A 24,548-nucleotide genomic window follows, 5' to 3' on the forward strand; every position below is an offset into this window, starting at 1 on the left:
ATCGTCCACATCTACCAAATTGAATATATGCGAGTAGGGAAATCCGAATATATACTGGCGTGCAAACAGACATAGAAAAGCAGAGCGATCACACTCGACTTACGTTTAAAATCCTGTGTGGGATAGTAATTTTCCCATAACTACCCAAACACTATTAAAATGATTTGTATTTCCGAGTAGAAACTATGCTGGAACAAGGTACCATCAGTATCCATACTGAGAATATATTCCCAATTATCAAGAAATCTCTCTACTCTGACCATCAAATTTTCTTGCGGGAACTCGTATCCAACGCTGTAGACGCAATCCAAAAGCTGAGTATGGTATCCCGTGCTGGAGAATACTCCGGTGAAATTGGCGAACCTGAAATTACACTTGCCATCGACAAAGATAAAAAAACCCTCTCCATCACCGATAATGGTATCGGGATGACAGCTGACGAGGTAAAAAAATATATCAACCAAGTCGCTTTTTCCAGTGCCGAAGAATTTATTCAAAAATACAAAGGTGACTCCAACCAGCCAATTATCGGGCACTTCGGCTTAGGATTTTACTCCTCATTCATGGTCGCCTCCCAAGTCGAAATTGATACACTTTCCTACAAAGAAGGTGCAGAAGCGATTCACTGGAGTTGTGACGGTTCCCCCAACTTTGCGATCGCAGATTCTTCCCGTACCACAAAGGGTACAACTATTACTCTCCACCTCATGGAGGAAGAACTCGAATTCCTGGAACCAGCACGAGTCCAAAACCTCGTCAAAACCTACTGCGATTTCATGCCAGTTCCCATCACTCTCGATGGTGAAGTACTCAACCGTCAAAAAGCACCCTGGCGCGAACCCGCAAACAACTTAAGTAAAGAAGATTACTTAGAATTTTACCGCTATCTGTACCCATTCCAAGAAGAACCCTTACTGTGGGTACATCTCAACACCGATTACCCCTTCATCATCAACGGTATCCTGTATTTTCCGAAACTTCGCCCCGATGTCGATGTCACCAAAGGGCAAATCAAACTTTTCTGTAACCAAGTATTTGTCAGCGAGAACGTCGAAGAAATCATTCCCCAATTCCTCCTACCCATGCGTGGAGTTATTGATAGTACCGATATTCCCCTCAACGTCTCCCGCAGCGCTCTACAAGGGGACAGAACAGTTAAAAAAATCGGTGATTATATTGCCAAAAAAGTCGGTGACAGGCTCAAAGAACTGTACCGCGATAACCGGGAACAATATATCAGCGCTTGGAAGGATTTAGGTACATTCGTCAAATTTGGCGTACTCAATGACGAAAAATTCCAAAAACAAGTCGAAGATATCACCGTTTTCCGCACCACTTACCAACCCAGCGACACAACCCCAACTGTTCAAGTACAGACGGAAGATAGCGACGCTTGGCAGGATGTGAACCCAGGAGCAAAACTACCCTACACAACCCTCAAAGAATACCTAGAACGTAACAAAGAGCGTCACGAAAACCGCGTTTTCTACTGTACCGACGCAGCATCACAAGCTAGTTACGTAGAATTACATAAAAGTCAAGGGTTAGAAGTCCTATATATGGACTCCTTCATCGATACCCACTTTATTAACTTCCTGGAGCGGGAATACAACGAAGTTAAATTTACACGGGTAGACTCCGATTTAGATAATACCCTGCTGGACAAAGAAAAACCCGCAGAAATAGTTGACCCCAACACCAACAAAACCCGCAGCGAAGTTATTAAGGAATTGTTTGAGAAAGCCATTAACAAACCCAAGGTAAACATTCGCACCGAATCCTTAAAATCAGACAATCCCCAAGGTACACCCCCAGCAATGGTATTATTACCGGAAATATTGCGTCGTCTCCGGGAAATGAACGCCATGATGCAGCAACAAGCTGTAGACTTCCCTGAAGACCATGTATTAGTAGTCAATACCGCACATCCCTTGATTCAGAACTTGGCGACACTCAGTCAAGGTAGTATTATCCAGGATGGCAGAGATTCCCCCACAGGGCAGCTAGCAAATATGATTTGTCAGCATGTCTACGATTTGGCTCTTATGTCGCAAAAAGGCTTTGATGCAGAAGGGATGAAATCCTTTGTTGAGCGTTCTAATGACGTATTGACCAAACTTACCCAAGAGGTAACAAAATAAGGACTCAAGAAACCGGGTTTCTGCCTTCACCGAATGCTTAATGAAGCTAAGTATTTGGGTTTCTCTCGTAGGGTTAGAAGTCGGGTTACTGAGTTAGTCATGCTTAGTTGGAAATTTCTCGTGGGGTAAGGAACCCGACTTCCTGGGTTAGTCATAGATGTAGTTAGATCGCGATCGCACCACATCCCAGAAACCTGGTTTCTCCCCCACGGCAAATTCGCGATCGGTACGAAAAAACCAGAAACCGGGTTTCTCTACCCCACGCGAAAATCCCAAATAACACACAGGCAATAACACAGGGCAAAGAATATAGATGGCAAACAACCGTTTACCCCTACCAGCAATTCTCATTGCCCATTGCCCCATTCCCAAATCCCTATACAATAAGAGATTGTCACCCAAAAATAGGAGAATAAAAACATGTCTCGTCGCTGCGAATTAACTGGAAAAAAAGCAAACAACGGCTTTTCCATCTCCCATTCCCATCGTCGTACCAAACGCTTGCAACATGTCAACTTGCAAGACAAACGCATTTGGTGGCCTGAAGGTAATCGTTTTGTCAGACTTAAAATATCTACCAAAGCCCTTAAAACCATAGAAAAAAGAGGTTTGGCAGTAATGGCAAAAGAAGCTGGAATTAATTTGAATAAATACTAAAGACGCAGTTATTCAAGAATTTAGTAAAATCGCTTTACTTGCGAACCTCCCCAATTTGGGGAGGTTTTTGATTGAACAAGGTTTAATCCCAAATTATTGTAGGGGTGGGGTCTCCCCACCCTCACTCACCCATGATAGTGTTGATAAATAAGTATACGATTTGCAGATTTTATTTTCTGGAAGCGCCTAAAACTGCGATCGCAATCCCGAATCAAAGTCGAATCTAACAGTCGCGATCGCAATCCCGAATGATAACGAATTAAGCGAACTTGATATAAATTATTTTTTTTAGAAATTGATATATTTCCAGCAGCAAGTGGGTAGTATAAGTCTACTCTCTGGATTTATTGCACATTCTTCATCAAGTTCCCTTATAGAAACACTATCTTTTACAAAGTTAAAACAAAGTTATGCCATTATTATTCTCCGTAGGCTATAAAATAATTAACTCAGGTTAATCAATTCAACTAATATCTCCGTTTTCCGGAAGAATACTCACCAGGAAACACAAAAAATAACTAAAAAAAATAAAAGTGATATAACTGTCTTGAATCTGTTTGAAATTGTTTTCATCGGGATTCAATATTGGCTTTGAAAGTCTGGTTTTACGACCAGATATGGATATGTCTGTCTTGTTTTTCTATAGGCGATATTCTAGATACAAGAAAATTTTTTCATAAAAATACATTTGTAAATATTCTACAGGAAAAGGGCTATGTCTCGAAATAACGAGTTAGTCAAAGTTATTAGAAACTTCTACCAAAAACTTCGTTCTTACTCTCCCACTACACTTCAAGAGCAGCGTTTATGGTTGCTGCGTACTTTCCTAGTAAATAAAAGAAAACCTGAATGGTCGAATGCAGGTTTTTTATTACCAACTGTAGCGATGGTTTCGCTAGTGGTTGTGTTGTTGACTATCGCCATATTATTTAGGTCGTTTGAACGGTCTAAAAATGCGAGCAATGTGCGGGTTGACCAAGTAATTCTAAATGCGACCGCACCTGCTATTGACCGAGTAAAAGCTAAATTAAATGCTCTATCTGAAGACCCTACATTGCCCCGTGGAACACCATCAGATGGAGCTTTATATGATGCTTTAAAGAAGGATAAATATAGGCTTGGTGATGAAAGTCGTTTGAAATTGGCTTATGACTTTAATGGTCAAGCAGGTATTCAAGAAGGAGGCAATAGCATAGAAGAGAACGAAGCATCAAAGACTGCCTGGAAATTTGCGATCGACACAGATAATAACGGTCTTAAAGATACATACACTTTATATGGGGTTTACTTTAGATCGCCAAGTAGAGATTCAAATACAGGAGAATTTGCTCGTAAAAGAAATCCATTGGAAGCAAGAACTCCGCCAATGGATAACGATGCAACAAACCAAGTATGTAGGAATGCAGCAGGTTTTTCGACCTTAGTTGGTAATTCAAGTTGGTATAAACTTCAAAATGGAAATCTTGGTAAGAGCTTTTTTACGTATGCTGTTAACGTACCGATTACTGATGCCGCTTATAACCAAATCCCAGCAGCAGAAAAAAGCCAATACGAAAAATATAAAGGAAACAAAGGCTTCGCAGCATTAGAATTTCAGCAAGATAGAAGTAGAATTCCTTTGCCTAACAATGCCGTATGGTTCGAGAATGACTTAGAAATTTCATCCGGTACTGACTTAGCAATCAATGGTAGAGTCCATACCAACGGTAATTTTCTTGTAGGTAGTGGTAGTGCTGATAATACATTTAGACAGGTGAGCAGTAAATCGTCTTGCTTCTTCAACCAAGAAAATGGGTTAATGACTGTTGGTGGTAATGTGGGAACGGGAAGCGTAAGTACTAACACTGACCAATCGAATCAAGGGGTTGTCCATTTATATCAAGGATTTAATCAAAATGTTGATCTCACAAAGAAAATTAACAGCAGTAATAAATCGACTGACAAAGGTGGTGGTTCCCTAATTGGATTTAACGATAATGCATACAGCCAGCGCATAGCCAGAATGAAGACAAGGGCTGAAGAGCTATGTACTACTTGTTTTTCTGCTACTACTGGTGCTGCTTTGGAAACTGCGGTAAATGCGAATACAAACTACCCACAAGAAATTAAGCAGAATGTCTCAGAAAAAGTAGCCGCTACGGACGACAACAAAACTGCTACTGATATTCTTAAGGATGAAATAGAAATTTACCTGCGGAATCGCACCAGAAGAGTACCTTTTGCTGAAGTTGGTCAAGGTGCCACCAAAGCAGATGCAGAGGCTGGGTTCGCTCAGGCAGCTTTCGATGTGAAATTAGACCCTCCCGCAGATTGGAGAGAGCCTATCACTAGCGGTAAGTTAACTGGTACTTCTGGCACTGATGCAGTCTCGGTGAACACATCTAATTTATCCGCAACATTCCCCGATTTACAGAAACAAGAAGGTATTCAAACTGAAATAGGCGATCGCGTTTTTGTTGGTAACAACCTACCCGCTCGCTGGTTAAAGGGTACTAACTACGTGGGTGCGGAAGAAAATCAACTAATTGCCAGTGTCAACTGGAATCGACCCACAACTGGAGCAAAGCAAAGATGGCGTAACTCCCAAATACAACCACTTGCAGACTTAGGTATTACCGACAGAAATGGATTCTGGGAAGAAAAAGCCTACGAGCAACCGAGAAATGCCTTGGATAATGTCGGTGGTGTGAGAATTATCACTGGTGCAGGTATTTATCGCGACGATGATTGGGACCCAACTACAGGTATTCCTCCTACTAAAGGTACTCCTAATTATAGCCGTACTGCTCCAGTTGCACCTACTCCACCAGCTTTGCTGACAAGCCGCAACCTTGCCCACAGCCCAAATGCTGTAGATACGGCTGCCAATATACCCAAATTTAACAGTTTGGATAATATATATGTATGGTCTGATACAATGCGGATGTCATCAGCGAACCCAGCAAATACAGGTACGGGCGATTTATTAATGCGGGCAACTGCCGTTTACCACTACAAAATTAACTCTACCGCAGGTGTAGCTCAAGAACCACTAGCTTGTGTAAGTAGCTATCACGACCCCAGTTACAGAATTCTCAACGATACTAATGGTAATGGTGTTTGGGATAGTGGAGAAACCTATACAGACTCTAGAAGCAATAGAAGCGATATTACCGGCTTACCGGCTTTACCTACCGGAGTATTACCAGCAAACACTGCAACAACTGGTGGTAAATCTAACAATGGTGTTGTTTACACATACCCAGGAAGAACTACCTTCAACGCAACAAACAGAGCTTTATTAGAAAGACAAGCAAGACTAGTATATCCAAATGGCAGAGTAGTCAATCAACCTCTGCGAGATGCTTTGTCAAAATTTAGTGGAACTACTATACCTACTACGTTACAGGCTTCCGATTATTCGGCAATTGACACCGCATTATGTGCAGTTTCAATTCTGAATAATCCAACAAGTAATATTGTTGCTGCTGGCACTGCAAATATGCCGCCTCATGGAGCAATTCGCGAAGCTTCTTTCTTAGATGGTAGAGAAGCCAAGCAGGTTGCCAGATTAGGTCTTAACTTTGCGGCTTTGGGCAATCAAAATGACTTAGACTTAGAACAGCGCCAACCACTCGAGATTCGGACGACGGACATCGATTTAGGACAATTAGCCAACACTGTAGTTAGCACAACAGAGTACCTATTACCAAACAGTGGGATTATCTACGCAAGTCGCGACGATGCAATGCGCGATGCCAGCGACAATTCAGCGCAATCAGAAATATTAAGTCCTACAGACTTTAAATTAGACCCAACTCGTCGCCCCAATGGGGTCCGCTTAATTAACGGTGGAACATTGGCAAGAAGACCAGCGACTAATAATAACGCTTATACCCCTCAAGAAAAAGGTTTAATTCTAGCAACCAATCTACCAGCATATATTAGAGGAGCATTCAACCTCCACCGCACAAGTACAACTGGCACAACAGAAATCGAGGAATTTACAGAAACCACAGCAACAACAGATTTTTATGGACGTAGCACTCCCAATACAAGCTTTGCTTGCCGTGGGGGAAGAACGGGTTGTCCCGCGACAGGTGGTGATTATTGGCGACCAGCAACGCTTATTGCTGACTCGATGACACTGCTATCTGGAAGTTTCTTAGATGGAACACGCAGTGAAGGCGATTTTGATATTAACAATAATACTGGCGTTCCCGTACCCGATTTAAATCTGGGAGCAACTTCTGGAAATGCAATAATCCCCGTGAATGGAACCACCCTCGATCCAATTACCAGAAGTCGTTTGCAAAATGGCTTCCTAGAAAATGGTTTTGTTACTAACACAAACTGGTGGGGTACTCTTGGTGTTCCCAGAAACACAAACAATACCCCTACGGGTACAGAACAATTGGGTTCCTATGCATTGAATGGTGTTACACCGATTCAACGACGAGCAAATGGCGTACCTCTTTATGTAATGGAGATGTGCCGTAAAGAAGATGTTAGCGACTGTCTACCAAATGACTGGGTTGTTGGATTTGATATCAATGGAAATGGCATTTTAGATAATGCCGCAGAAAGGAATGTTAAAGCTAATGAAATCGGTATAGTAGTGACTACTATTGGTGGTAGTATCAGTGGTGATTGGAATACCACATTTGTTGGAACACCTCTACCTCTACAACCTGCAAAAAGTATCAGACAAAGACTTGGGGCTGGGGATACGGCAAATTTAGCTTTGACTCAAGGAGACCAACGCTTTCCTCGTAGAGTCGCATTTGCTCGCGATAATAACAACCAACTAGTAGTTGCTAGCCTTACCAGTCCTTACCAACCAATAGGTGTCGGTTGTCCAGTACGTAGCACTGCTTACACGACTCCGGCTGTTGCGGCTGAATACCAAACAAATGGGTGTAGCTATGCGACAAGTCCAGCCGCAGCTACTAATTACGGTGTTACAGGTAATAACGGACTATGGTTTAGAACTGTAAACGGCGTTAATCCCAGTGACATTGCACAAGCAACCTATAACAATAACCAATCTCTGTTTTACTACCCACCTGCTGATCTTGACATCAATGGTGATGGCACAATACAACCGACTGAAGTAGGTGCTATAGATATCAACCGTGATGGCACAATACAACCTACTGAAGAAAGAACTGGACAACCAATCCTAGTACCAGTGACTCAAGTCAATGATGCAAATAGTTTACCTCCTGGTGGTTTGAGAACCGATGGTGCGGCTCAAAATCAGTTTAGAGATAATTGGTTAAATGCAGCAAATGGCAATACAACATATAATGCAACCTTTGTAGTTGGAAACAGTCCCAGCAGACCAGCAGAAGTATCCGCAGGTTTGCAAAACTTTGTCCGCTTCTCAGAATCTTGGAACGGTATTAATGCCCGAATCAGTGGCAGTTTCATCCAAATGCAAAGGAGTAAATTTGCAACTGCACCCCTGTCAACAGTTTTGTCGGACAGAGTTGCAGCAACAGCAACAAACGCGAGCGGTATTAACGATAACCGTAGTATTTTTGACTATCCTCTCGATACATACCCAATAGGAAACTCTAATGGTTTATTGCCATTCTACTGGGCACCAACTAGAACCTGGGGTTTTGACGTAGGTTTACTCTCAGAACAACCTGACTTGTTTGCTCAAAGATTTACCCAACCCCAAACAGGTCGTCCCAGCGAGTTTTTTAGAGAAGTTGGTCGTGACGATCTTTGGGTTCAATCTTTACTTTGTGCTGCTGTTGCAAGTGATAAGAAGGGCAACCCAGGTGCAACTTATACAAACGAAGCAGTTCCATCTGGAGATGGATATCGTCCGAATAATTGCCCAACTGCCATACCATCCGATCCCTCTTAATAACATGTGAGCTGAACTTTTATACCCTTTCTTTGCAAATAAAGGGTATAAAAAGCTTTTCAAAGTTTGTAGTGACATTACTGGATAAATAACTATGATGATGACTAAAAAATCAGCTAGCCAGAAAAAAATAAATTTAAGCCAATTTAGAGGTACGGTAAAGCACCATAAACAATCCCAACAAGACGGATTCACAATTATTGAAAGCTTGATGGCAATTATTGTGGTTACTATTTTGATGATTGCGATCGCACCTGCGATCGCTCTATCAGTGGCAAACCGTGTTCAAGCTAGACGTATAGAATTTGGAACCCAAGCAGCGAGGGCTTATGTTGATGGTGTTAGAAGTCAAGTTATTGCCGCTCCCTTAGATACAGCAAGCATGACACCAAGCGCTCCGACATCGGCAACAAGCCTTAATTGTTCGGCAAATTCCTATTGCACCAGTACAGCCACATCCACCACACCGACAAATTTGTACTGTATTGATGGAAATGCCGATGGTAGCTGCACAAATACGCAACCTAGAGATATGATTATCCAGGCTTTTCGCTTTAATGGCAATAATACAACTGCAACCACTGGATACTCTTTAGGTGTCAGAATTTACAGAGCAGATGCTTTTTCAGATGCGACTGCACTAACATCTAACCCAATACAATCACCCGTTGGGATAGGCAGTCGCAAGGCTCCTTTAGTAATAATGACCACGGAAATTAATGATGCGATACCTAAATACGGAGACTTCTGCGATCGTACTAATGCAGGTTTGAGTGCAACTGATGCAAATAGAGGATGCAATTAGATTCTATAAATTTCAAAAACCAATTATTCCAACATAAATCTAATAGTAAAGGAACTTTAAAATATGGGGAGTGTACTTAAATTTTTCTTGAAAATCCACCTTAAAGGTTTTAGAAAAAAAACTACCACCAATGGATTTACACTGATTGAACTATTAGTAGCAATGATTTTAGCTGTATTAGTCATAACGCCACTACTAGGATTTATGGTAGACATTCTCCAAACCGATCGCAAAGAAGGGGTAAAAGCGACTACTGAACAAGAAATGCAGACAGCATACGATTTTATTGCTCGCGATTTACAGCAAGCTCTTTATATTTACGATAGCGATGGAGTTACAAGGGACAATAGCGCCACAGCAACTTTATCGGGCATAAGAAACCAGATTCCACCAGTAAGAGCTGCTACTGGCTGTAATAACGTCAACACCTGTAAACCTATAGTAGTTTTTTGGAAGCGAGAGTTTTTACCTGAAAGTGCTGGTGTAAGCTCGACTACAGACACAAATAAAAATGATGGTTTTGCATATTCTTTAGTTGCATACTACCTGATTACGGAGCCTAGCACTACTTGGTCTCCTTCTGCACGGATTGGTAGATTTCAAATTCGAGGCTTAGTAAATATTTCAAACTCCAATGCAGTAGGACAAGGTAGCGATGTTGGGTTTAATCCACCACCACTCAGTTCTACAATTGCAGGTGCAAACCTAAAACAAAAGATGAACCAATGGGTAGCTGCTACTGGTGCTTATACCCAACGTATTGCCACTTTAGTTGATTATGTTCATACTCCACCTACTGGTGTGACTACCCCTGAGAACTCATTCCAAGCTTGCGAAAATCCAAATCCTCGTGCGATCGGTAATATTACAAGTGGTTTCTACGCTTGTGTTGACGCAGACCAAGTAGCAGCTCAAATCTTCTTGCGGGGAAGTGCATATACTCGTTTAAATGATAGCAACACAATTGCATATGAACCTAGTAACCCAAGCAATACTTCATATTTTCCAATAGCAAGCGGCAGAATCCAAGGAAGAGGATTCTTATTTACAAAATAACTTTTACGACAAAAATTAAAAGCATAAATCAAAACGAAAATAAAAAACACCAACATGTATAAAAAGTTTAATTTATTAATGCTTAAATACAAAAATAATACTTTTGTTCCAAAAGAAATTAATCCAATAACCCAGAATAAAACAAAATATCAATTACTTAATCAAGGAGGTTTCACGCTGATAGAGATGCTTGTGGTTGTGATAATCATCGGTATTTTGTCAGGTATTGCTGCTCCAACTTGGCTTGCCTTCACCAATAGACAGCGAATAAATAAAGTCAATGATGTTGTTTTATCAACATTACAAGAAGCTCAAAGAGCAGCCAAAAAAACTAAGATTAATCAAAGTCTTTGGTTCCGTAAGCAAGGTAACGATATAGAATATGCTATTGTCAGTGAGAATGTAACGAAAGAAGAAGATATTAGTATCTGGAAATCTGTAGGAGGAGAAATAGGAGTTAATTCTAAGCAGTTTGTATTAGCCACAAATATTACAAGTGATAATACAGCTACTATCTCCACAGCATCAAATTCAATCACAACAGCCAAAAAGTATATTACCTTTGATTACATGGGCATTTTGTCTAAACCCAGCTTTACAGAAACAGCAGGTTTAAAATTAGTTGTAGCTGTACCTCAGACCCCAAATTCGACAGTGGCTGGTAACACGAAACGATGTGTAATTGTCCAAACTATTTTGGGTGGAATAAGGACAGAGAAGGATAATAATTGCAACTAGTACTTTTCATAACAAGCTAATTTAAAAAAAGTCAGTCATAACACTTAACATAAAACAGCATCTAAGATTCAGAATTGATATATTAGGTGCTTTTTTTGTCCCAAACATAAATATTTCAATAAAAATACGGTACTGCTATTAAAACTCAATGAGTACAATTAACACATTGGGTGCATATTAGTGTTGATACATTTTATGTTTCGTAGGTTGATTGGTTAGCACATTTATTTTAAGTGTAATGACCTAATAACAATAAATATTTTTTTATGAATAAATATGTGGATTTCACAATCGCTATCCCAACATACAATGGCGAAACTCGTTTACCTGAGCTATTGCAGCGTCTACAAAACCAATTAGAAGTTGATAATATCTCCTGGGAAATTATCGTTGTAGATAACAACAGCACAGATAACACCGCAATAGTTGTCAAAGAGTTTAAAGCCAATTGGAAATATCCCTTTAAATTAGAATATTACCTAGAAACAAAACAAGGAGCTGCCTATGCCCGTAAAAGAGCAGTTGCAGAAGCCAAAGGTAAGCTAATTGGTTTTCTTGATGACGATAACTATCCAGAATTGAATTGGGTTGCAGCAGCTTACAACTTTGCCCAAAAATTTCCCCATGCTGGTGCTTATGGTAGTCAAATTCATGCAAATTGGGAAGTAGAACCACCTGCAAATTTTCAGAGAATTGCACCATTCCTCGCAATTACAGAAAGAGGTGATATTCCTTTAATTTACCAAAAAAATAGCAAATTTTTACCTCCTTCGGCTGGGCTTGTAATCAGAAAAGAAGCTTGGCTAGAATGCGTACCAGATGATTGTATTTTAAATGGGAGAGCTAATGGAAACATGTTGACAGGTGAAGATACTGAATTGCTATGTTATATCCAAAATTCTAAATGGGAAATTTGGTATAACCCTGAGATGGAAATTTATCATCAAATACCCAGTTGGCGATTAAAAAAAGAATATTTGCTTCCATTTTTTCGAGGTATTGGATTAAGTCGCTATGTAACTAGAATGACAGGAGTAAATCAGTGGATGATACCAATAATGTCAATTCTTTATATGATTAATGACATCAAAAAAATATTACTTCAAATAATCAAATATAGATTTAGCATAAATGATTTGGTATCGGCTTGCGAAATGCAACTTTATTTTAGTAGCTTAATCAGTCCTTTTTACTTATGGAGGAACGGATATTTTAGTAATAAAAATAAATCAGATAATATACAGCAAAATAGCCATCAATCTTTAAATACATGAATAAATTAATATCCAAAGAAATTGATATTACTGTGGCGATTCCTACATTTAATGGAGAAAAACGCCTGCCGATTATTTTAGAAATGATTTTAAATCAAACAGGAGTTGATAATTTAAATTGGGAGATTCTAGTAATAGATAATAATAGTAGTGATAATACGTATGAGGTCATTCAAAAATATCAAAAAGATGATTTTTATCAGTTACCATTAAGATATATTCTCGAACCTCAGCAAGGTGCAGCTTTTGCAAGAATCACTGCTGTCAAAGAAGCAAAAGGAAAATTAGTTGCTTTTTTAGATGACGATAATTTGCCTGCTGCTGACTGGCTAATTTCAGCTTATGAATTTGGCAAACTATATCCACAAGCTGGTGCTTGGAGTGGTCAAATTCATGGTAATTATGAAGTGGAACCACCAGAAGAATTTGAAAAAATTCAAGCTTTTCTTGCTATTCGAGAACATGGGGATAAGCCATTTTTATTTGATGCAAATAATCTTCGATTACCACCAGGTGCTGCATTAGTTATTAGGAAACAAGCATGGTATGAAAATGTCCCATCTCAACCGATTTTAACAGGAAAATTGCCAGGAATACTGGTGCAAGGGGATGACTACGAACCACTACTTTATATTCATTTCGGTGGTTGGCAAATTTGGTATAACCCAGAAATGCATACTTATCATCAAATTCCAAAATGGCGATTTGAAGTAGAATATCTCAAATCTTTGGCTCGTGGTTGCGGTTTATGTATTTGTCAATTGCGTCTGATAAATACTGCCAAATGGCAAAAACCACTGATTATGGCTAAGACATTCTTGGGTAATTTACGTCGTTTAATTCAATATTCTTTTAAACATAGAAGTGAATTAGAAAGTAATCTTATCACAAAATTTGAGATTGAGTTTTACCGGGGTAGTATGATGAGTCCAATATTGAGTTTAAACTATTATATTACCAGTTTTTTAGGTAAACTTTTCGATAAACAAGGTTTACAAAGCTAAATTATCTATTTGAGTTTACTTAAGGAAATTATTTCGCCGAAAATGACAAAAATTTCTGTGGTAGTACCAGCTTTTAATGCTGAGAAAACTATTTTACGTACCGTCAAATCTGTTTTAAATCAAACTTTTAATGATTTTGAATTAATAATAATTGATGATGGTTCTCAAGATTGTACTTCTAGTATTGTCTCTCAACTAAATGACTCCCGCATTCAATTATTTTCATATCAAAATTCAGGTGCAAATGTCAGTCGGAACCGTGGGATATTTCATGCCAGTGGAGAGTATATTACTTTCTTAGATGCAGATGATATGTGGACTAATGATAAATTAATCAGTCAGATTGAAGCTTTGCAAGCGAATTCTCAAGCCAGTGTTGCATACAGTTGGACTGATTATATTGATGCAAATGATAATTTTGTCGTTTCTGGAACCCATGCTACTAAAAATGGGGATGTTTACAATGATTTGTTGATAAGTAATTTTTTAGAAAACGGTTCTAATCCCTTAATACGCAAAGAAGCTTTAATTGAGCTTGGGGGTTTTGATGAGTCTTTAAAAGCTGCTCAAGATTGGGATATGTGGCTAAGATTAGCTGATAAGTATGAGTTTGTTGCTGTCCCAAAAGTACAAATTTTCTATAGAATTAGTGAAGATTCAACTTCTTCTAATTTAGATAGACAAGAAAAAGCATGTTTGACAGTTATGAATCGTGCTTACCAAGCTAGACAGTCGATTAAGAAAGAAGCGTTAAATGCTAGTTTTGCTAACTTGTATAAGTATTTGACTTGTCGAGCTTTGCTAATGCCTTATAGTCGAAAAAAAGCTTTCACCGCAGCTAAATTTCTACATAAGTATTTTATCTATGATAAAGACAGATTGCAGCGACTTAAATTTGTGCTTACACTTTGGCTCAAAATTATCATAATTGTACTTTTGCCCAAAGAGGTTTACAATAAGTTATTTACTTCTTTAAAAGTCCAAAAAAATCAGTTAAAAGCTGTTTAAGTTTCGATTGATTATTCAATTCAAAATATTTTTGTTTAGGGGAATAGATTAGGGTGCATTTACCAAAATACATTTACCAAATGCATTTACCACTCTAATCATGTTGAAAAAAATTAATAAAAACTCTTCTAGTAGCGGCTTCACGTTAATAGAAACTTTGGTCGTGGTTTTAATCATTGGAATTTTAGCCGCGATCGCATCACCTTCTTGGCTGCAATTTATCAACACTCGTCGTCTCAATACAGCCCAAGACCAAGCATATCAAGCAATACGTCAAGCACAAAGTCAGGCTAAGAAAGCAAAAGTTACCTGGCAAACAAGTTTCCGCAAACAAAATAATCTCGTTCAATGGGCTGTTCATCCAGCAAATCAACCAGTCGCTGACGGATTATGGAATACTCTCGACTCAAATATTGATATTGATATCGGGGAAACAACTTTGAGAAAAAATCAAAGTGATGTTTACCAGGTTCAATTTGATTATCAAGGTAATGTCATTCCCCAACTGGGAAGAATTACTCTAAAAAATTTTAGCAACTCGACACAAGCAGCGAGTACAGGCATTCCCAAACGCTGTGTTATTGTCTCCACTATCTTAGGTGCAATGCGAACCGCTAAAGACCGCAATCAACCCGATGAAAATGGTAAGTATTGCTATTAAGGGTAAGCCACAAAATGAATGATCCTGTGTTGTCATGCTGAGGAACGAAGCATCTGCGCGAGATTCTGAGTCCCAAGGGGACACGCTACGCGAACGTTCCTCTGAATGACCGAAGAGCATTTCTTTCTGTGGAGTTCTCTAATATGATTTTGTGGTTGAGCTAATCAAGCTATTTCGTGGAAAATTTAACAAACCTATCTCAGCAGCATCTAATCATATTTACTCGCTATCCTGAAGCAAACCGGACGAAAACCCGGTTAATTCCCCTTCTTGGTGCGGAAGGAGCAGCTAATCTGCAACGTCAAATGACGGAGCATACCTTATCCACAGTTCAAAAACTTCAAGAATTGGTGAATGTATCTGTAGAAGTGCGGTTTGCTGGGGGGAATTTGCAATTAATGCAAGCTTGGTTAGGGGATAATTTATTTGGTGAGAACTTAATTTATCAACCCCAAGGGGAAGGAGATTTGGGAGAAAAAATGATGCGATCGCTCTCGGATTCTTTCCACGCTGGTGCTAAAAAAACTATCATTATCGGTACTGATTGTCCTGATATCGACTCCCAACTTCTAAGTACAGGTTTTGCACATCTTGACAATTTTGACCTAGTACTGGGACCTGCAATCGATGGGGGCTATTATTTAATCGGTTTGCGACTCTCCGTTAAAGAAGTATTTGCAGAATTATTTCAAAATATCGATTGGGGAACTTCGCAAGTATTTCAACAAACTATAAATATTGCTCAAAAACTCAAATTATCTTCGATATACTTACAACCACTCGCTGATGTCGATCGTCCTGAAGATTTGGAGATTTGGGGAAAACGGGAAATATGAGGAATAATGTCCAATTCCCAATTCCCCATTCCCCATACTTGTATATTCAAGAACCGAGTATTTTCTGAGGACAGCCTAAAAAGCAGATGCTACCGTGGTGTAATTTCGAGTAAAAAGGTAAAAATTTATTAATATCAAAAAATTTATTGTTTTAATTGTAAAGAACAGATAGGGTTACGGGAACAATATTCCAGTAACTTGAAACATGGCAATCATTTGTACTGCCCAACAACAGAAAAATTATGAATAACAGTTTTGCAGCAGCGACAGCTTCCCGCACTCTCAAGATAGTCGGAATTATCTTGATTTTGTCCTTTCTCATCGATTTTGTACTTTTGCTATTTCCCTTTAAACCTACGGATAAAGGATGGCAGATTAACTTGGCAACTGCATTAGTGGACAGAGGAATTGTACCCCTTGTTGGTTTGGGAATGCTATTTGCCGGATATTGGGCAGATAGTTTCGATAGCGAGGGATTTGGCGGTTTTGATTTAAGAATGCCTGCGTTAGTCATATCAAGCCTTTTAGGTTTGATGTTTTTGCTAATTTTCCCCTTGCATTTAAATAATATCCGTCAAGCCAGCAATCAAAGCATTGAGCAAATCAGTAAGCAAGCGGAACAAGCCGAAACACAACTCGATAGCCAATTGTCCCAAGTAAAAGCTCAACTTGGAAACGAACAAATCAAAGCTGAACTTGAAAAACAAAAGACTCAAGTTAAGGCTCAATTTACAGAGCTGCTTAAGGATGAGCAAAAATACAAGCAAGCGCTAGAAAATCCTAACCTACCAGCGCAGCAGAAGGAATTACTCAAGAAATTTAAGGCTAATCCCGAAGAACTTGATAAATTTATTGCTCAACAAAGCAATCCTGAACAATTAGCAGAGCAACAAAAGCGTCAAATCCGCGAAAAAAAGGAAGAAGCTGAGAAACAAGCAAAGGATGGTGCTTGGAAGTCTGGGTTGCGGATTGGTATTAGTAGTTTGTTACTGTCGATTGGTTACATTATCATTGGCTGGACTGGTTTAAGAAGCATGGGTGTAGGACAAGGTACTACACGCAAGGTTGCTGCACGCTAATACTTTTCGGGTATGGCAGTATCAATCTTAAATTAATATAAGGGCGGGGAAACCCTGCCCCTACGACTATTACGGGGACAGTTTATTTATTATTAACTTTGCTTTACCTAAAATTTACCACAATATATGTAGTATTTGATACTATTGGTTAAGTTTTTATTAGTATAATATGATTTCAATTTACATATTGACTTATAACGAAGAAATAGATATTGCGGCTTGCATTGAGTCTGCAAGTCTATCTGATGACATTATTGTAGTGGATTCGATGAGTTGCGATCGCACGGTGGAAATCGCCAGTAGCTACCCTGTGCGCGTTGTTCAACATGCATTTGAAAGCCACGGAAAGCAGCGTACTTGGATGTTGGAAAATATAACTCCTAAGTATGACTGGGTTTATATTCTTGAAGCTGACGAGCGGATGACTCCGGAGTTGTTTGCGGAATGTGTTGCTGTTAGTCGAAAAGGTGAAAGTCAAAAATCTGATAATCAAAAATCTGATAATCAAAAATCTGATAATCAAAAATCTGACTTTATTGGTTACTATGTTGCCGAGCGAGTCATGTTTATGAATTGCTGGATTAAGCACAGTACACAATATCCGCGCTACCAACTGCGATTATTTCAACATGGTAAAGTTTGGTTTAGCGATTACGGACATACTGAACGGGAAGTTTGCGATGGTGCAACCAGCTTTTTAAAGGAAACTTATCCCCATTATACGAATGGCAAGGGTTTGAGCCGTTGGATTGATAAACACAACCGCTACTCCACAGATGAAGCGAAGGAAACGGTTTATCAACTTGAAAATGGCGATGTCAAATGGCAAGATTTAATTTTTGGAAAGTCGGAAATTGAACGCCGTCGCGCCCTTAAAGATTTATCATTACGTTTACCAGCCAGACCGATTATACGCTTTATTTACATGTATTTTATTTTGGGTGGTTGCTTAGATGGACGCGCTGGTTTTGCTTGGTGTACTTTGCAGGCTTTTTACGAATACTTGATTTTACTCAAAGCTTGGGAAATTAAGAATATGCCTCAACCGAGTTTGGAGGTGAAGGTTTTGGAGAGAGTGGGGATTAGGGAATAGTCAATTGATTTTAGATTTTAGATTTTAGATTTATTCAACATAGTATAAACAATCACAGAGCGAGTATAAATTCAGGGTATACCCGACTGCTAAGTACGGAGTGTCTTCTATTAGTATGCTATGGGAACAGACCTTTTTAAGTATTGGTTTAAGTTTTAGGCTTTGGATTCCTCAACCCAAAATCCAAAATCCAAAATTTAAAATCTAAAATCTAAAATTTGGTGAGTAGAGATTAGGGATTAGGGATTAGAGAACTGACCTTACGTTACAGTGTAGGTAGTTTACTAGCTCAAACAAGGAGAATCAGGGTTTGGCAATCGAACGCTTGAAGCATGACTTAAAAAATGACCTGATTGCGGGATTGTTAGTTGTGATTCCGTTAGCAACAACAATTTGGTTGACGATTACCATTGCTAATTGGGTAGTTAATTTTCTCACCAAAATACCCAAACAAGTTAATCCTTTTGATGGATTAAATCCACTTCTGGTAAATATACTGAACTTATTTGTTGGTTTAGCTGTGCCATTACTGAGTATTCTGGCGATTGGGTTAATGGCTCGGAATATTGCGGGACGGTGGTTACTGGATTTTGGCGAGAAATTTTTACAGGCGATTCCCCTAGCTGGACAGGTATACAAAACCCTAAAGCAGATTTTAGAGACTGTTTTAAAGGATTCCAACGGGAAATTTCGTCGGGTAATTTTAGTTGAATATCCTCGACGAGGAATTTGGGCGATCGCATTTGTAACTGGGATGATTAGTGCCGATATTCAAGCACAAATGTCCCGTCCAATGCTAAGTGTTTTTATCCCCACAACTCCCAACCCGACGACTGGATGGTATGCGGTTATTCCTGAAGATGAGGTAGTTAACCTTTCGATGTCCATCGAAGACGCATTCAAAATTATAGTATCTGGGGGGATTGTTTCCCCGAATAGCCAATTACCCCAACTTGTCATGGCAAAAGAGCATAAAATCGAAATCCCTCTTCCCGATAGCAAACGCCAAACAATCCAGATGGAAGAAACTTAAAAGAATTTCCGCAAAATTACCACCAATCGAACTATTATTAAATGTCTATCTCTACAATGTTTTCTCCTACACAAATTTTCTCACCCATATGCAAGAACGTAAACCCCGTCAAATTGCCCGCGAGTTGGCACTGTTAAGTCTAAGTCAATTACCCGCAAACCCGAAAAAATTAACGGAAGACCAACTTCCTAAGTTAGTATTAGCAGCAGTTCGTACCCTGCGTTCGGAAGTTCAAGATACTCTCGATAACGCAGCTGGTGAATTACAACGTAGTAACGATCGCCTTTTAACTAGTGAAACTCGTGCTGCTGACTTAAACACGGCTCGAACCATGCTCAAAGAGGCAGTATCCTATACCCAAGGCGCAATTAACAAATTGGGTGCAGCAATTGAATTTCCTGAACTAATTCAACTCGCTAGCCAAGATAAAGATGTTGCCCGCTACGCAATTCAAATCGTCCGTACCGTACACGAAAACCAACATCTGGTTGATGGGGATATTACTCAGGCATTGGTTGATTGGCAAGTCCATCGACTGGCTCAAATAGATCGGGATATTTTACGTATTGCAGTCACCGAAATGCGATTTTTGGGACTTGATGCCAGAATTGCGATTAATGAAGCTGTAGAGCTTGCTAAACGTTATAGTGAAGCCGATGGACATCGTTTTATCAATGGTGTACTTAGACGAGTTACCGAACTAAAACAGGCTGTTTAATTAATGTGAATTCGTTGGTAGTGTGGAAATAATCAACAACTAATACTGCTAGCTGCAATGGTTTTTAATTGGTTTCGCCGTCAATATAACGAATCTTCTGATAATCCTTCCACTGAGAAAGAATCAGAAACATCTACACTCAAAGAATCCCAAGCTCAAGAAGCGCAAACTCAATCAACCGAAACTACAATCCCAGATAGTCCAACACCAGATAATTCAACAGCTAATTCAACACCTGATGCGGCTGCTGATATGCTGGCATTTGCGAAAGCTGCATACCAAAATATTCAGCAAAAGCAGCAAACTGAAAATATCGATGTAGAACAAGCTAATTCTGTAGAAACGACTGAAATAGCCAGTGAAGATACATTACCAGTAGAAATTACTGAGGAAATTGCTGCTTTAGTCGAAACAGTTGATGAAAATATTAATGAAAATATTAGCGAGAATATTAGTGAGAATATTAGCGAATCAGTCGTAGAAGTTGCGAAAAGCTCTGATATTGAAAGCTCTGATATTGAAAGTGTTCTTGATTCAAAGCCAGCTAGCGAAACAGATTCTTCCGCAACAGACAGAAATAATATTTCGGAAACACCCGCACCAGCAACTTTATCATTTTTAGAACGGGCAGCTGCCGAACGTGAAGCAAAACAAGAACGGTTGGTTGCTAATGCGATACTCCCTGGGGGAGTCGCTGACGCGATCGCATTTCCCGAATTGGAAACGCAACCAGGGGTAAAATCAAATACAGCAACAGAAAACAACCCAGAGACGACAGTAGAAGTCCCAGATTTAGATTTTGATGATGGGTTTGTATGGTCTGCGGAAGTCCTAGCAGCACAAGGTCGTCGTCCAGAAGATATTTCTATTGAAGAAATAAATTGGCTGAAAAAATTAAGGCAGGGTTTAGATAAAACCCGTCGGAATATACTGAACCAACTTAAGTCAATTGTGGGACAAGGACCACTTAACCAAGCTGCGGTAATGGAAATTGAAGCATTACTACTGCAAGCTGACGTTGGAGTCGAAGCCACAGACTTTATTATTGATGCTTTACAACAAAAACTGCGGGAAGAAGTATTACCACCAGACGCTGCGATCGCATACCTGAAGCAAATCATTCGGGATATGCTCGATACACCCATTCAAAAATCACCAAAGTCAGCTTTCGCACCTGAAAAAGATACCCTGAATATTTGGTTAATGACGGGTGTTAATGGTGCGGGGAAAACAACTACCATCGGTAAACTTGCCCATTTATCACAAAAATCTGGGTATAAAACCTTAATTGGTGCCGCAGATACATTTCGTGCCGCAGCAGTGGAACAGGTTAAAGTCTGGGGAAGCCGTAGTGGTGTAGAAGTTGTATCCAATCCCGGCAAGAATACTGACCCCGCAGCAGTGGTTTTTGATGCGATTACAGCCGCTAAAGCCCGTAATACTGAGTTATTACTAGTGGATACCGCAGGAAGGTTGCAAAACAAGAAAAACTTGATGGAAGAACTCAGTAAAATCCGTCGCATTATCGATAAAAAAGCCCCAAATGCCAAAGTAGAATCACTGTTGGTTCTTGATGCCACTTTAGGTCAAAATGGTTTGCGACAAGCCGAAGTTTTTTCCCAAGCTGCCCAGTTAAGCGGTGTTGTCCTCACCAAGCTTGATGGTACAGCCAAAGGTGGTGTTGCCCTCGCAGTTGTGAAGCAACTTGGTTTACCAATTCGCTTTATTGGTGCTGGTGAAGGAATTGAAGATTTACGTCCTTTTTCCAGCTATGAGTTTGTCGAAGCATTATTAAGCGGCTAGTGTCAGAAGGAGCCTAAGAGGTTGTTTGAAAAGTCCCCTTCTGTGTCATGCTGAGGAACGAAGCATCTCAGTATATGGGTCAAAATGCAGATTCTACCCTTCGGGATGGCTTCGCCTACGTTCCGCAAAGCTCCACTCAGAATGACAAATTATACCTTCAAAAACTTTTCAAACATGCTCTAAGGGAATAAAGTTCACAATATAGGCTTTTTGGTGTTGTGAAATAGTAGGTTTATTTCCTTTGTTGATGTAATAGCTAGGGATATCATGCCAGCCAAACAATTAATTAGTTTTGATGAAGATTATTTTTTCAGAACTAATTAATTGTATATTTAATAACTTCTGGTATCATTCAGTTGAAATTGTCAGATATATATCCGGTATTAAGCTCTACTTACTGCCTGTGCCCTTACACTTAACCCTGAATTGTGCGATCGCGAAGCGGTTCTTACGGAACATAGCTAAGTGAAGGAAAAAAACTAGGAACAGGAGGATCGAACCTCTAATTTTGATTTTTCTGCCAATCCTAAGTTCTTACTTAGATATTATCGGCAGTGAGGAACCTGTAAATACTACAGAAAAAAGACTAAAAATACTGAGACTTTCAGCGCGATCGCAAAACGGTTCTTACAAAACATCTCGTATTAGTACATCAATAAGAGCAATTTAAGATTCAGATGAAATTAAATATTGGCTAGAAAAACCACTAAATTTTTGTGTGAAAATAAAAATTCAGATTTGTAACAAGAGTTCTGTAGTCCAATGCTACCGAAAAGCTTCCCCCAGTTTGATAAACTCTCATTCTCAAATCCTCGCACATTTTTTATAGGGATATATTCAACGTTCTAATTCTGCATTTGTGGGAAATTTTTTGAGGTTTTCCTCACGCGTATCCCTTATTACTCTTTTTTTCAACTATTTTATTTACTTTTTAATTAAACTAAAGTACTCTATTTCACAGTCTTGAACAACACTTTTTAATTACAGCCTGAACTTAGACCCTAATGACTCTCACCCATATCTAGAATTCCCTGACCCCCAATACCTCAGACCCCTTGTTACAAAATGCTAGTCATAAAATGCTGTAACTTATGGTACTAAATAGACAATTTAGCTCTGAATTTATTTATCTCATCAGGAATATGATACAAAAATCGAAGTGTATAAAGATAAAAACCCATCAGTATATAGTAGAAAATACTCTATATTCTATAATTACGGTTGGGTAAAAATAACTAATTTACTCTCTCATAATTATTAAGAAATCAAATGCAAAAATGAAATCCTGATAAATTTTTTGTGCTACGTCTTTATACCCTTGCTAAAATTACAAGCTTTGTCCCAATATGGTGTAGCAATCAGAGACAATGATTACACGCTAATTACACTAAAACCTGCAATATTTTAATTTAAATAATACCTGTGCCTCAACCACCTTCCCAACCTACTGACAGCAATACCAGCGCAACAACAGATGTTACTCCTGTTGTCGCGTTGAAAGAATTAGTGGCAAGGCTACATCGCGAACAGAACAAAATTCAAGACTTACTCAGTTCATTGGGATTTGCACTGAGAAGTTTTAATAACTTAAATCAGTTTCTCGAATTAATTCCGTTGATGGCAACACGAGTGACTGATGCTGACGGAAGTGCCCTATTTCTCTACAAACCCAATGGGCAAGTGCGGTTAGAACAACTGCACTGGCAAGATAGTCGTCAGCGCAAAGATATTCGTAAAGCACTGGAAACCGCCAGTAGTCAGATAGCATTATTGTCTAATGCTGTACCTTTAGCGACAACCACTGGTATGCTGGATGACCAGATGCACCGATGCTTGGGTCCAGATGTGCAAATTTTTGGTACAGCAATATTGGTGAAGCATAACGAACGCGGTTGGCTGTATGTATTGAGTCGTGACCCAGATTATACATGGACGGAAACACGACAAAAATTAGTACGCTTAGTGGCAGACCAAACCGCAGTTGCTATTGAAAATGACGAATTAGCGGTTGAATTGCGTAAAAAAGAACGTCTCGACCAAGAATTAGAAATTGGTGCAGAAATTCAAAGACGACTTTTACCCCGTCAATGTCCGACAATTCCCGGTGTCTCCTTAGCTGCCCGTTGTAAACCAGCGAACCGAGTTGGCGGTGATTACTACGACTTTATCCCCACCAAACACGACCAAATTCAGCCCGTTAGTAAAAGTGCGATCGCGCCAGCGACACCCCCAGGAAGTATAGTATTAACAAATACCGAGGGAACCGAAGAAACTGGACGCTGGGGTTTGGTGGTTGGGGATGTGATGGGAAAAGGTGTCCCAGCAGGGTTGATTATGACAATGATGCGGGGAATGCTACGGGGTGAAGTTTTACATGGTCATCCACCTTGCCGGATTTTACAGAATTTGAATCGCGTTATGTATGCGGATTTGGAAAATTCCAACCGTTTTGTGACGTTGTTTTATTCGGAATTTGACCCCGATACACGAACTTTATCCTATAGCAACGCTGCACATAATCCTCCTTTATGGTGGCATGGTGCAACAAAAACAGTAACCCGATTAGATACTTTGGGAATGCTGATTGGTTTAGATGCCAATAGTCAGTATGAAAATGGACAAGCAGTATTAGAATCGGGCGATGTAGTGATTTATTATACTGATGGGATGACGGATGCGGCATGTGCCAGTGGCGATCGCTTTGATGAAGAGAATCTGATTGAAGCACTTAATATTGCTTGTCGAATTTATGACGATCCTCAAGAAATACTCGATTATATGT

Annotated in this window: 18 protein-coding genes; 17 read left to right on the forward strand and 1 reads right to left on the reverse strand. The window is 39.5% G+C overall.

Going from position 1 to position 24,548, the window contains the following annotated elements:
- Positions 1 to 185: 185 nt before the first annotated feature.
- Positions 186 to 2,141 carry a molecular chaperone HtpG gene (gene htpG, locus CK510_RS00635; RefSeq protein WP_095719832.1) on the forward strand — a complete coding sequence of 652 codons (1,956 nt, stop codon included), beginning with the start codon at positions 186 to 188 and terminating at the stop codon, positions 2,139 to 2,141.
- Positions 2,142 to 2,288: 147 nt separating this feature from the next.
- On the opposite strand, the gene CK510_RS00640 is transcribed toward htpG, so the two are convergent.
- Positions 2,289 to 2,507 (reverse strand): hypothetical protein, encoded by a 219-nt coding sequence (locus CK510_RS00640; RefSeq protein WP_095719833.1) that lies wholly within the window; start codon positions 2,505 to 2,507, stop codon positions 2,289 to 2,291.
- A gap of 54 nt (positions 2,508 to 2,561) precedes the next feature.
- On the opposite strand from CK510_RS00640, the gene rpmB reads away from it, so the two are divergent.
- The 16 genes from rpmB to CK510_RS00720 form a co-directional block, all read left to right on the forward strand.
- Entirely contained in the window at positions 2,562 to 2,798 is a 237-nt protein-coding gene (rpmB, locus tag CK510_RS00645) for a 50S ribosomal protein L28 (protein WP_095719834.1), read from the forward strand.
- A 715-nt stretch (positions 2,799 to 3,513) separates the two neighbouring features.
- Positions 3,514 to 8,658: a hormogonium polysaccharide biosynthesis protein HpsA gene (hpsA, locus tag CK510_RS00650; protein WP_095719835.1), complete on the forward strand. Its 5,145-nt coding sequence runs from the start codon at positions 3,514 to 3,516 to the stop codon at positions 8,656 to 8,658.
- Positions 8,659 to 8,752: 94 nt separating this feature from the next.
- Positions 8,753 to 9,463 (forward strand): hormogonium polysaccharide secretion pseudopilin HpsB, encoded by a 711-nt coding sequence (gene hpsB, locus CK510_RS00655; protein ID WP_342745915.1) that lies wholly within the window; start codon positions 8,753 to 8,755, stop codon positions 9,461 to 9,463.
- Positions 9,464 to 9,526: 63 nt separating this feature from the next.
- The gene (hpsC, locus tag CK510_RS00660) at positions 9,527 to 10,519 is read left to right on the forward strand and encodes a hormogonium polysaccharide secretion pseudopilin HpsC (RefSeq protein ID WP_095719837.1); all 993 of its coding nucleotides are present in this window, start codon (positions 9,527 to 9,529) and stop codon (positions 10,517 to 10,519) included.
- A 54-nt stretch (positions 10,520 to 10,573) separates the two neighbouring features.
- Positions 10,574 to 11,257 (forward strand): pilus assembly FimT family protein, encoded by a 684-nt coding sequence (locus CK510_RS00665; RefSeq protein ID WP_245911793.1) that lies wholly within the window; start codon positions 10,574 to 10,576, stop codon positions 11,255 to 11,257.
- Between the two features lie 266 nt (positions 11,258 to 11,523).
- Positions 11,524 to 12,531 (forward strand): hormogonium polysaccharide biosynthesis glycosyltransferase HpsE, encoded by a 1,008-nt coding sequence (gene hpsE / locus CK510_RS00670; protein WP_095719838.1) that lies wholly within the window; start codon positions 11,524 to 11,526, stop codon positions 12,529 to 12,531.
- Positions 12,528 to 13,535, forward strand: coding sequence for a hormogonium polysaccharide biosynthesis glycosyltransferase HpsE (gene hpsE / locus CK510_RS00675; RefSeq protein ID WP_095719839.1), 1,008 nt, complete (start codon positions 12,528 to 12,530; stop codon positions 13,533 to 13,535). The genes hpsE (CK510_RS00670) and hpsE (CK510_RS00675) overlap by 4 nt, the downstream gene beginning before the upstream one ends.
- Positions 13,536 to 13,577: 42 nt before the next feature.
- Complete coding sequence (locus tag CK510_RS00680) at positions 13,578 to 14,543, forward strand: glycosyltransferase (protein ID WP_095719840.1); 966 nt, start codon at positions 13,578 to 13,580, stop codon at positions 14,541 to 14,543.
- 100 nt (positions 14,544 to 14,643) lie between these two features.
- Positions 14,644 to 15,204, forward strand: a complete 561-nt coding sequence (locus tag CK510_RS00685) for a pilus assembly FimT family protein (protein ID WP_095719841.1) — start codon at positions 14,644 to 14,646, stop codon at positions 15,202 to 15,204.
- 176 nt (positions 15,205 to 15,380) lie between these two features.
- The gene (locus CK510_RS00690) at positions 15,381 to 16,040 is read left to right on the forward strand and encodes a TIGR04282 family arsenosugar biosynthesis glycosyltransferase (RefSeq protein ID WP_095719842.1); all 660 of its coding nucleotides are present in this window, start codon (positions 15,381 to 15,383) and stop codon (positions 16,038 to 16,040) included.
- Positions 16,041 to 16,282: 242 nt separating this feature from the next.
- Positions 16,283 to 17,119 (forward strand): hormogonium polysaccharide biosynthesis protein HpsJ, encoded by an 837-nt coding sequence (gene hpsJ-B, locus CK510_RS00695; protein ID WP_095719843.1) that lies wholly within the window; start codon positions 16,283 to 16,285, stop codon positions 17,117 to 17,119.
- A gap of 169 nt (positions 17,120 to 17,288) precedes the next feature.
- Entirely contained in the window at positions 17,289 to 18,212 is a 924-nt protein-coding gene (locus CK510_RS00700) for a glycosyltransferase family 2 protein (RefSeq protein ID WP_095719844.1), read from the forward strand.
- Positions 18,213 to 18,522: 310 nt separating this feature from the next.
- Positions 18,523 to 19,245, forward strand: a complete 723-nt coding sequence (locus CK510_RS00705) for a DUF502 domain-containing protein (protein WP_095719845.1) — start codon at positions 18,523 to 18,525, stop codon at positions 19,243 to 19,245.
- 88 nt (positions 19,246 to 19,333) lie between these two features.
- A complete protein-coding gene (gene nusB, locus CK510_RS00710; RefSeq protein ID WP_095719846.1) occupies positions 19,334 to 19,963 on the forward strand; it encodes a transcription antitermination factor NusB in 630 nt (209 codons plus the stop codon).
- A 57-nt stretch (positions 19,964 to 20,020) separates the two neighbouring features.
- Positions 20,021 to 21,766 carry a signal recognition particle-docking protein FtsY gene (gene ftsY / locus CK510_RS00715; RefSeq protein ID WP_095719847.1) on the forward strand — a complete coding sequence of 582 codons (1,746 nt, stop codon included), beginning with the start codon at positions 20,021 to 20,023 and terminating at the stop codon, positions 21,764 to 21,766.
- A gap of 1,416 nt (positions 21,767 to 23,182) precedes the next feature.
- Positions 23,183 to 24,548, forward strand: a 1,366-nt coding sequence (locus CK510_RS00720; RefSeq protein ID WP_095719850.1) for a PP2C family protein-serine/threonine phosphatase, incomplete at its 3' end; no start/stop codon positions are given.

This window comes from Brunnivagina elsteri CCALA 953 (assembly GCF_002289455.1).
Taxonomy (GTDB): domain Bacteria; phylum Cyanobacteriota; class Cyanobacteriia; order Cyanobacteriales; family Nostocaceae; genus Brunnivagina; species Brunnivagina elsteri.

Excerpts from the sequence above, each read along its gene's own strand:
- hpsA (WP_095719835.1), top strand. The coding sequence starts at position 3,514 with ATGTCTCGAAATAACGAGTTAGTCAAAGTTATTAGAAACTTCTACCAA.
- ftsY (WP_095719847.1), top strand. The coding sequence starts at position 20,021 with ATGGTTTTTAATTGGTTTCGCCGTCAATATAACGAATCTTCTGATAAT.
- hpsC (WP_095719837.1), top strand. The coding sequence starts at position 9,527 with ATGGGGAGTGTACTTAAATTTTTCTTGAAAATCCACCTTAAAGGTTTT.
- CK510_RS00685 (WP_095719841.1), top strand. The coding sequence starts at position 14,644 with ATGTTGAAAAAAATTAATAAAAACTCTTCTAGTAGCGGCTTCACGTTA.
- CK510_RS00700 (WP_095719844.1), top strand. The coding sequence starts at position 17,289 with ATGATTTCAATTTACATATTGACTTATAACGAAGAAATAGATATTGCG.
- CK510_RS00640 (WP_095719833.1), bottom strand. The coding sequence starts at position 2,507 with ATGGGGCAATGGGCAATGAGAATTGCTGGTAGGGGTAAACGGTTGTTT.
- htpG (WP_095719832.1), top strand. The coding sequence starts at position 186 with ATGCTGGAACAAGGTACCATCAGTATCCATACTGAGAATATATTCCCA.
- nusB (WP_095719846.1), top strand. The coding sequence starts at position 19,334 with ATGCAAGAACGTAAACCCCGTCAAATTGCCCGCGAGTTGGCACTGTTA.
- rpmB (WP_095719834.1), top strand. The coding sequence starts at position 2,562 with ATGTCTCGTCGCTGCGAATTAACTGGAAAAAAAGCAAACAACGGCTTT.
- hpsE (WP_095719839.1), top strand. The coding sequence starts at position 12,528 with ATGAATAAATTAATATCCAAAGAAATTGATATTACTGTGGCGATTCCT.
- hpsE (WP_095719838.1), top strand. The coding sequence starts at position 11,524 with ATGAATAAATATGTGGATTTCACAATCGCTATCCCAACATACAATGGC.
- hpsJ-B (WP_095719843.1), top strand. The coding sequence starts at position 16,283 with ATGAATAACAGTTTTGCAGCAGCGACAGCTTCCCGCACTCTCAAGATA.
- hpsB (WP_342745915.1), top strand. The coding sequence starts at position 8,753 with ATGATGATGACTAAAAAATCAGCTAGCCAGAAAAAAATAAATTTAAGC.
- CK510_RS00680 (WP_095719840.1), top strand. The coding sequence starts at position 13,578 with ATGACAAAAATTTCTGTGGTAGTACCAGCTTTTAATGCTGAGAAAACT.
- CK510_RS00665 (WP_245911793.1), top strand. The coding sequence starts at position 10,574 with ATGTATAAAAAGTTTAATTTATTAATGCTTAAATACAAAAATAATACT.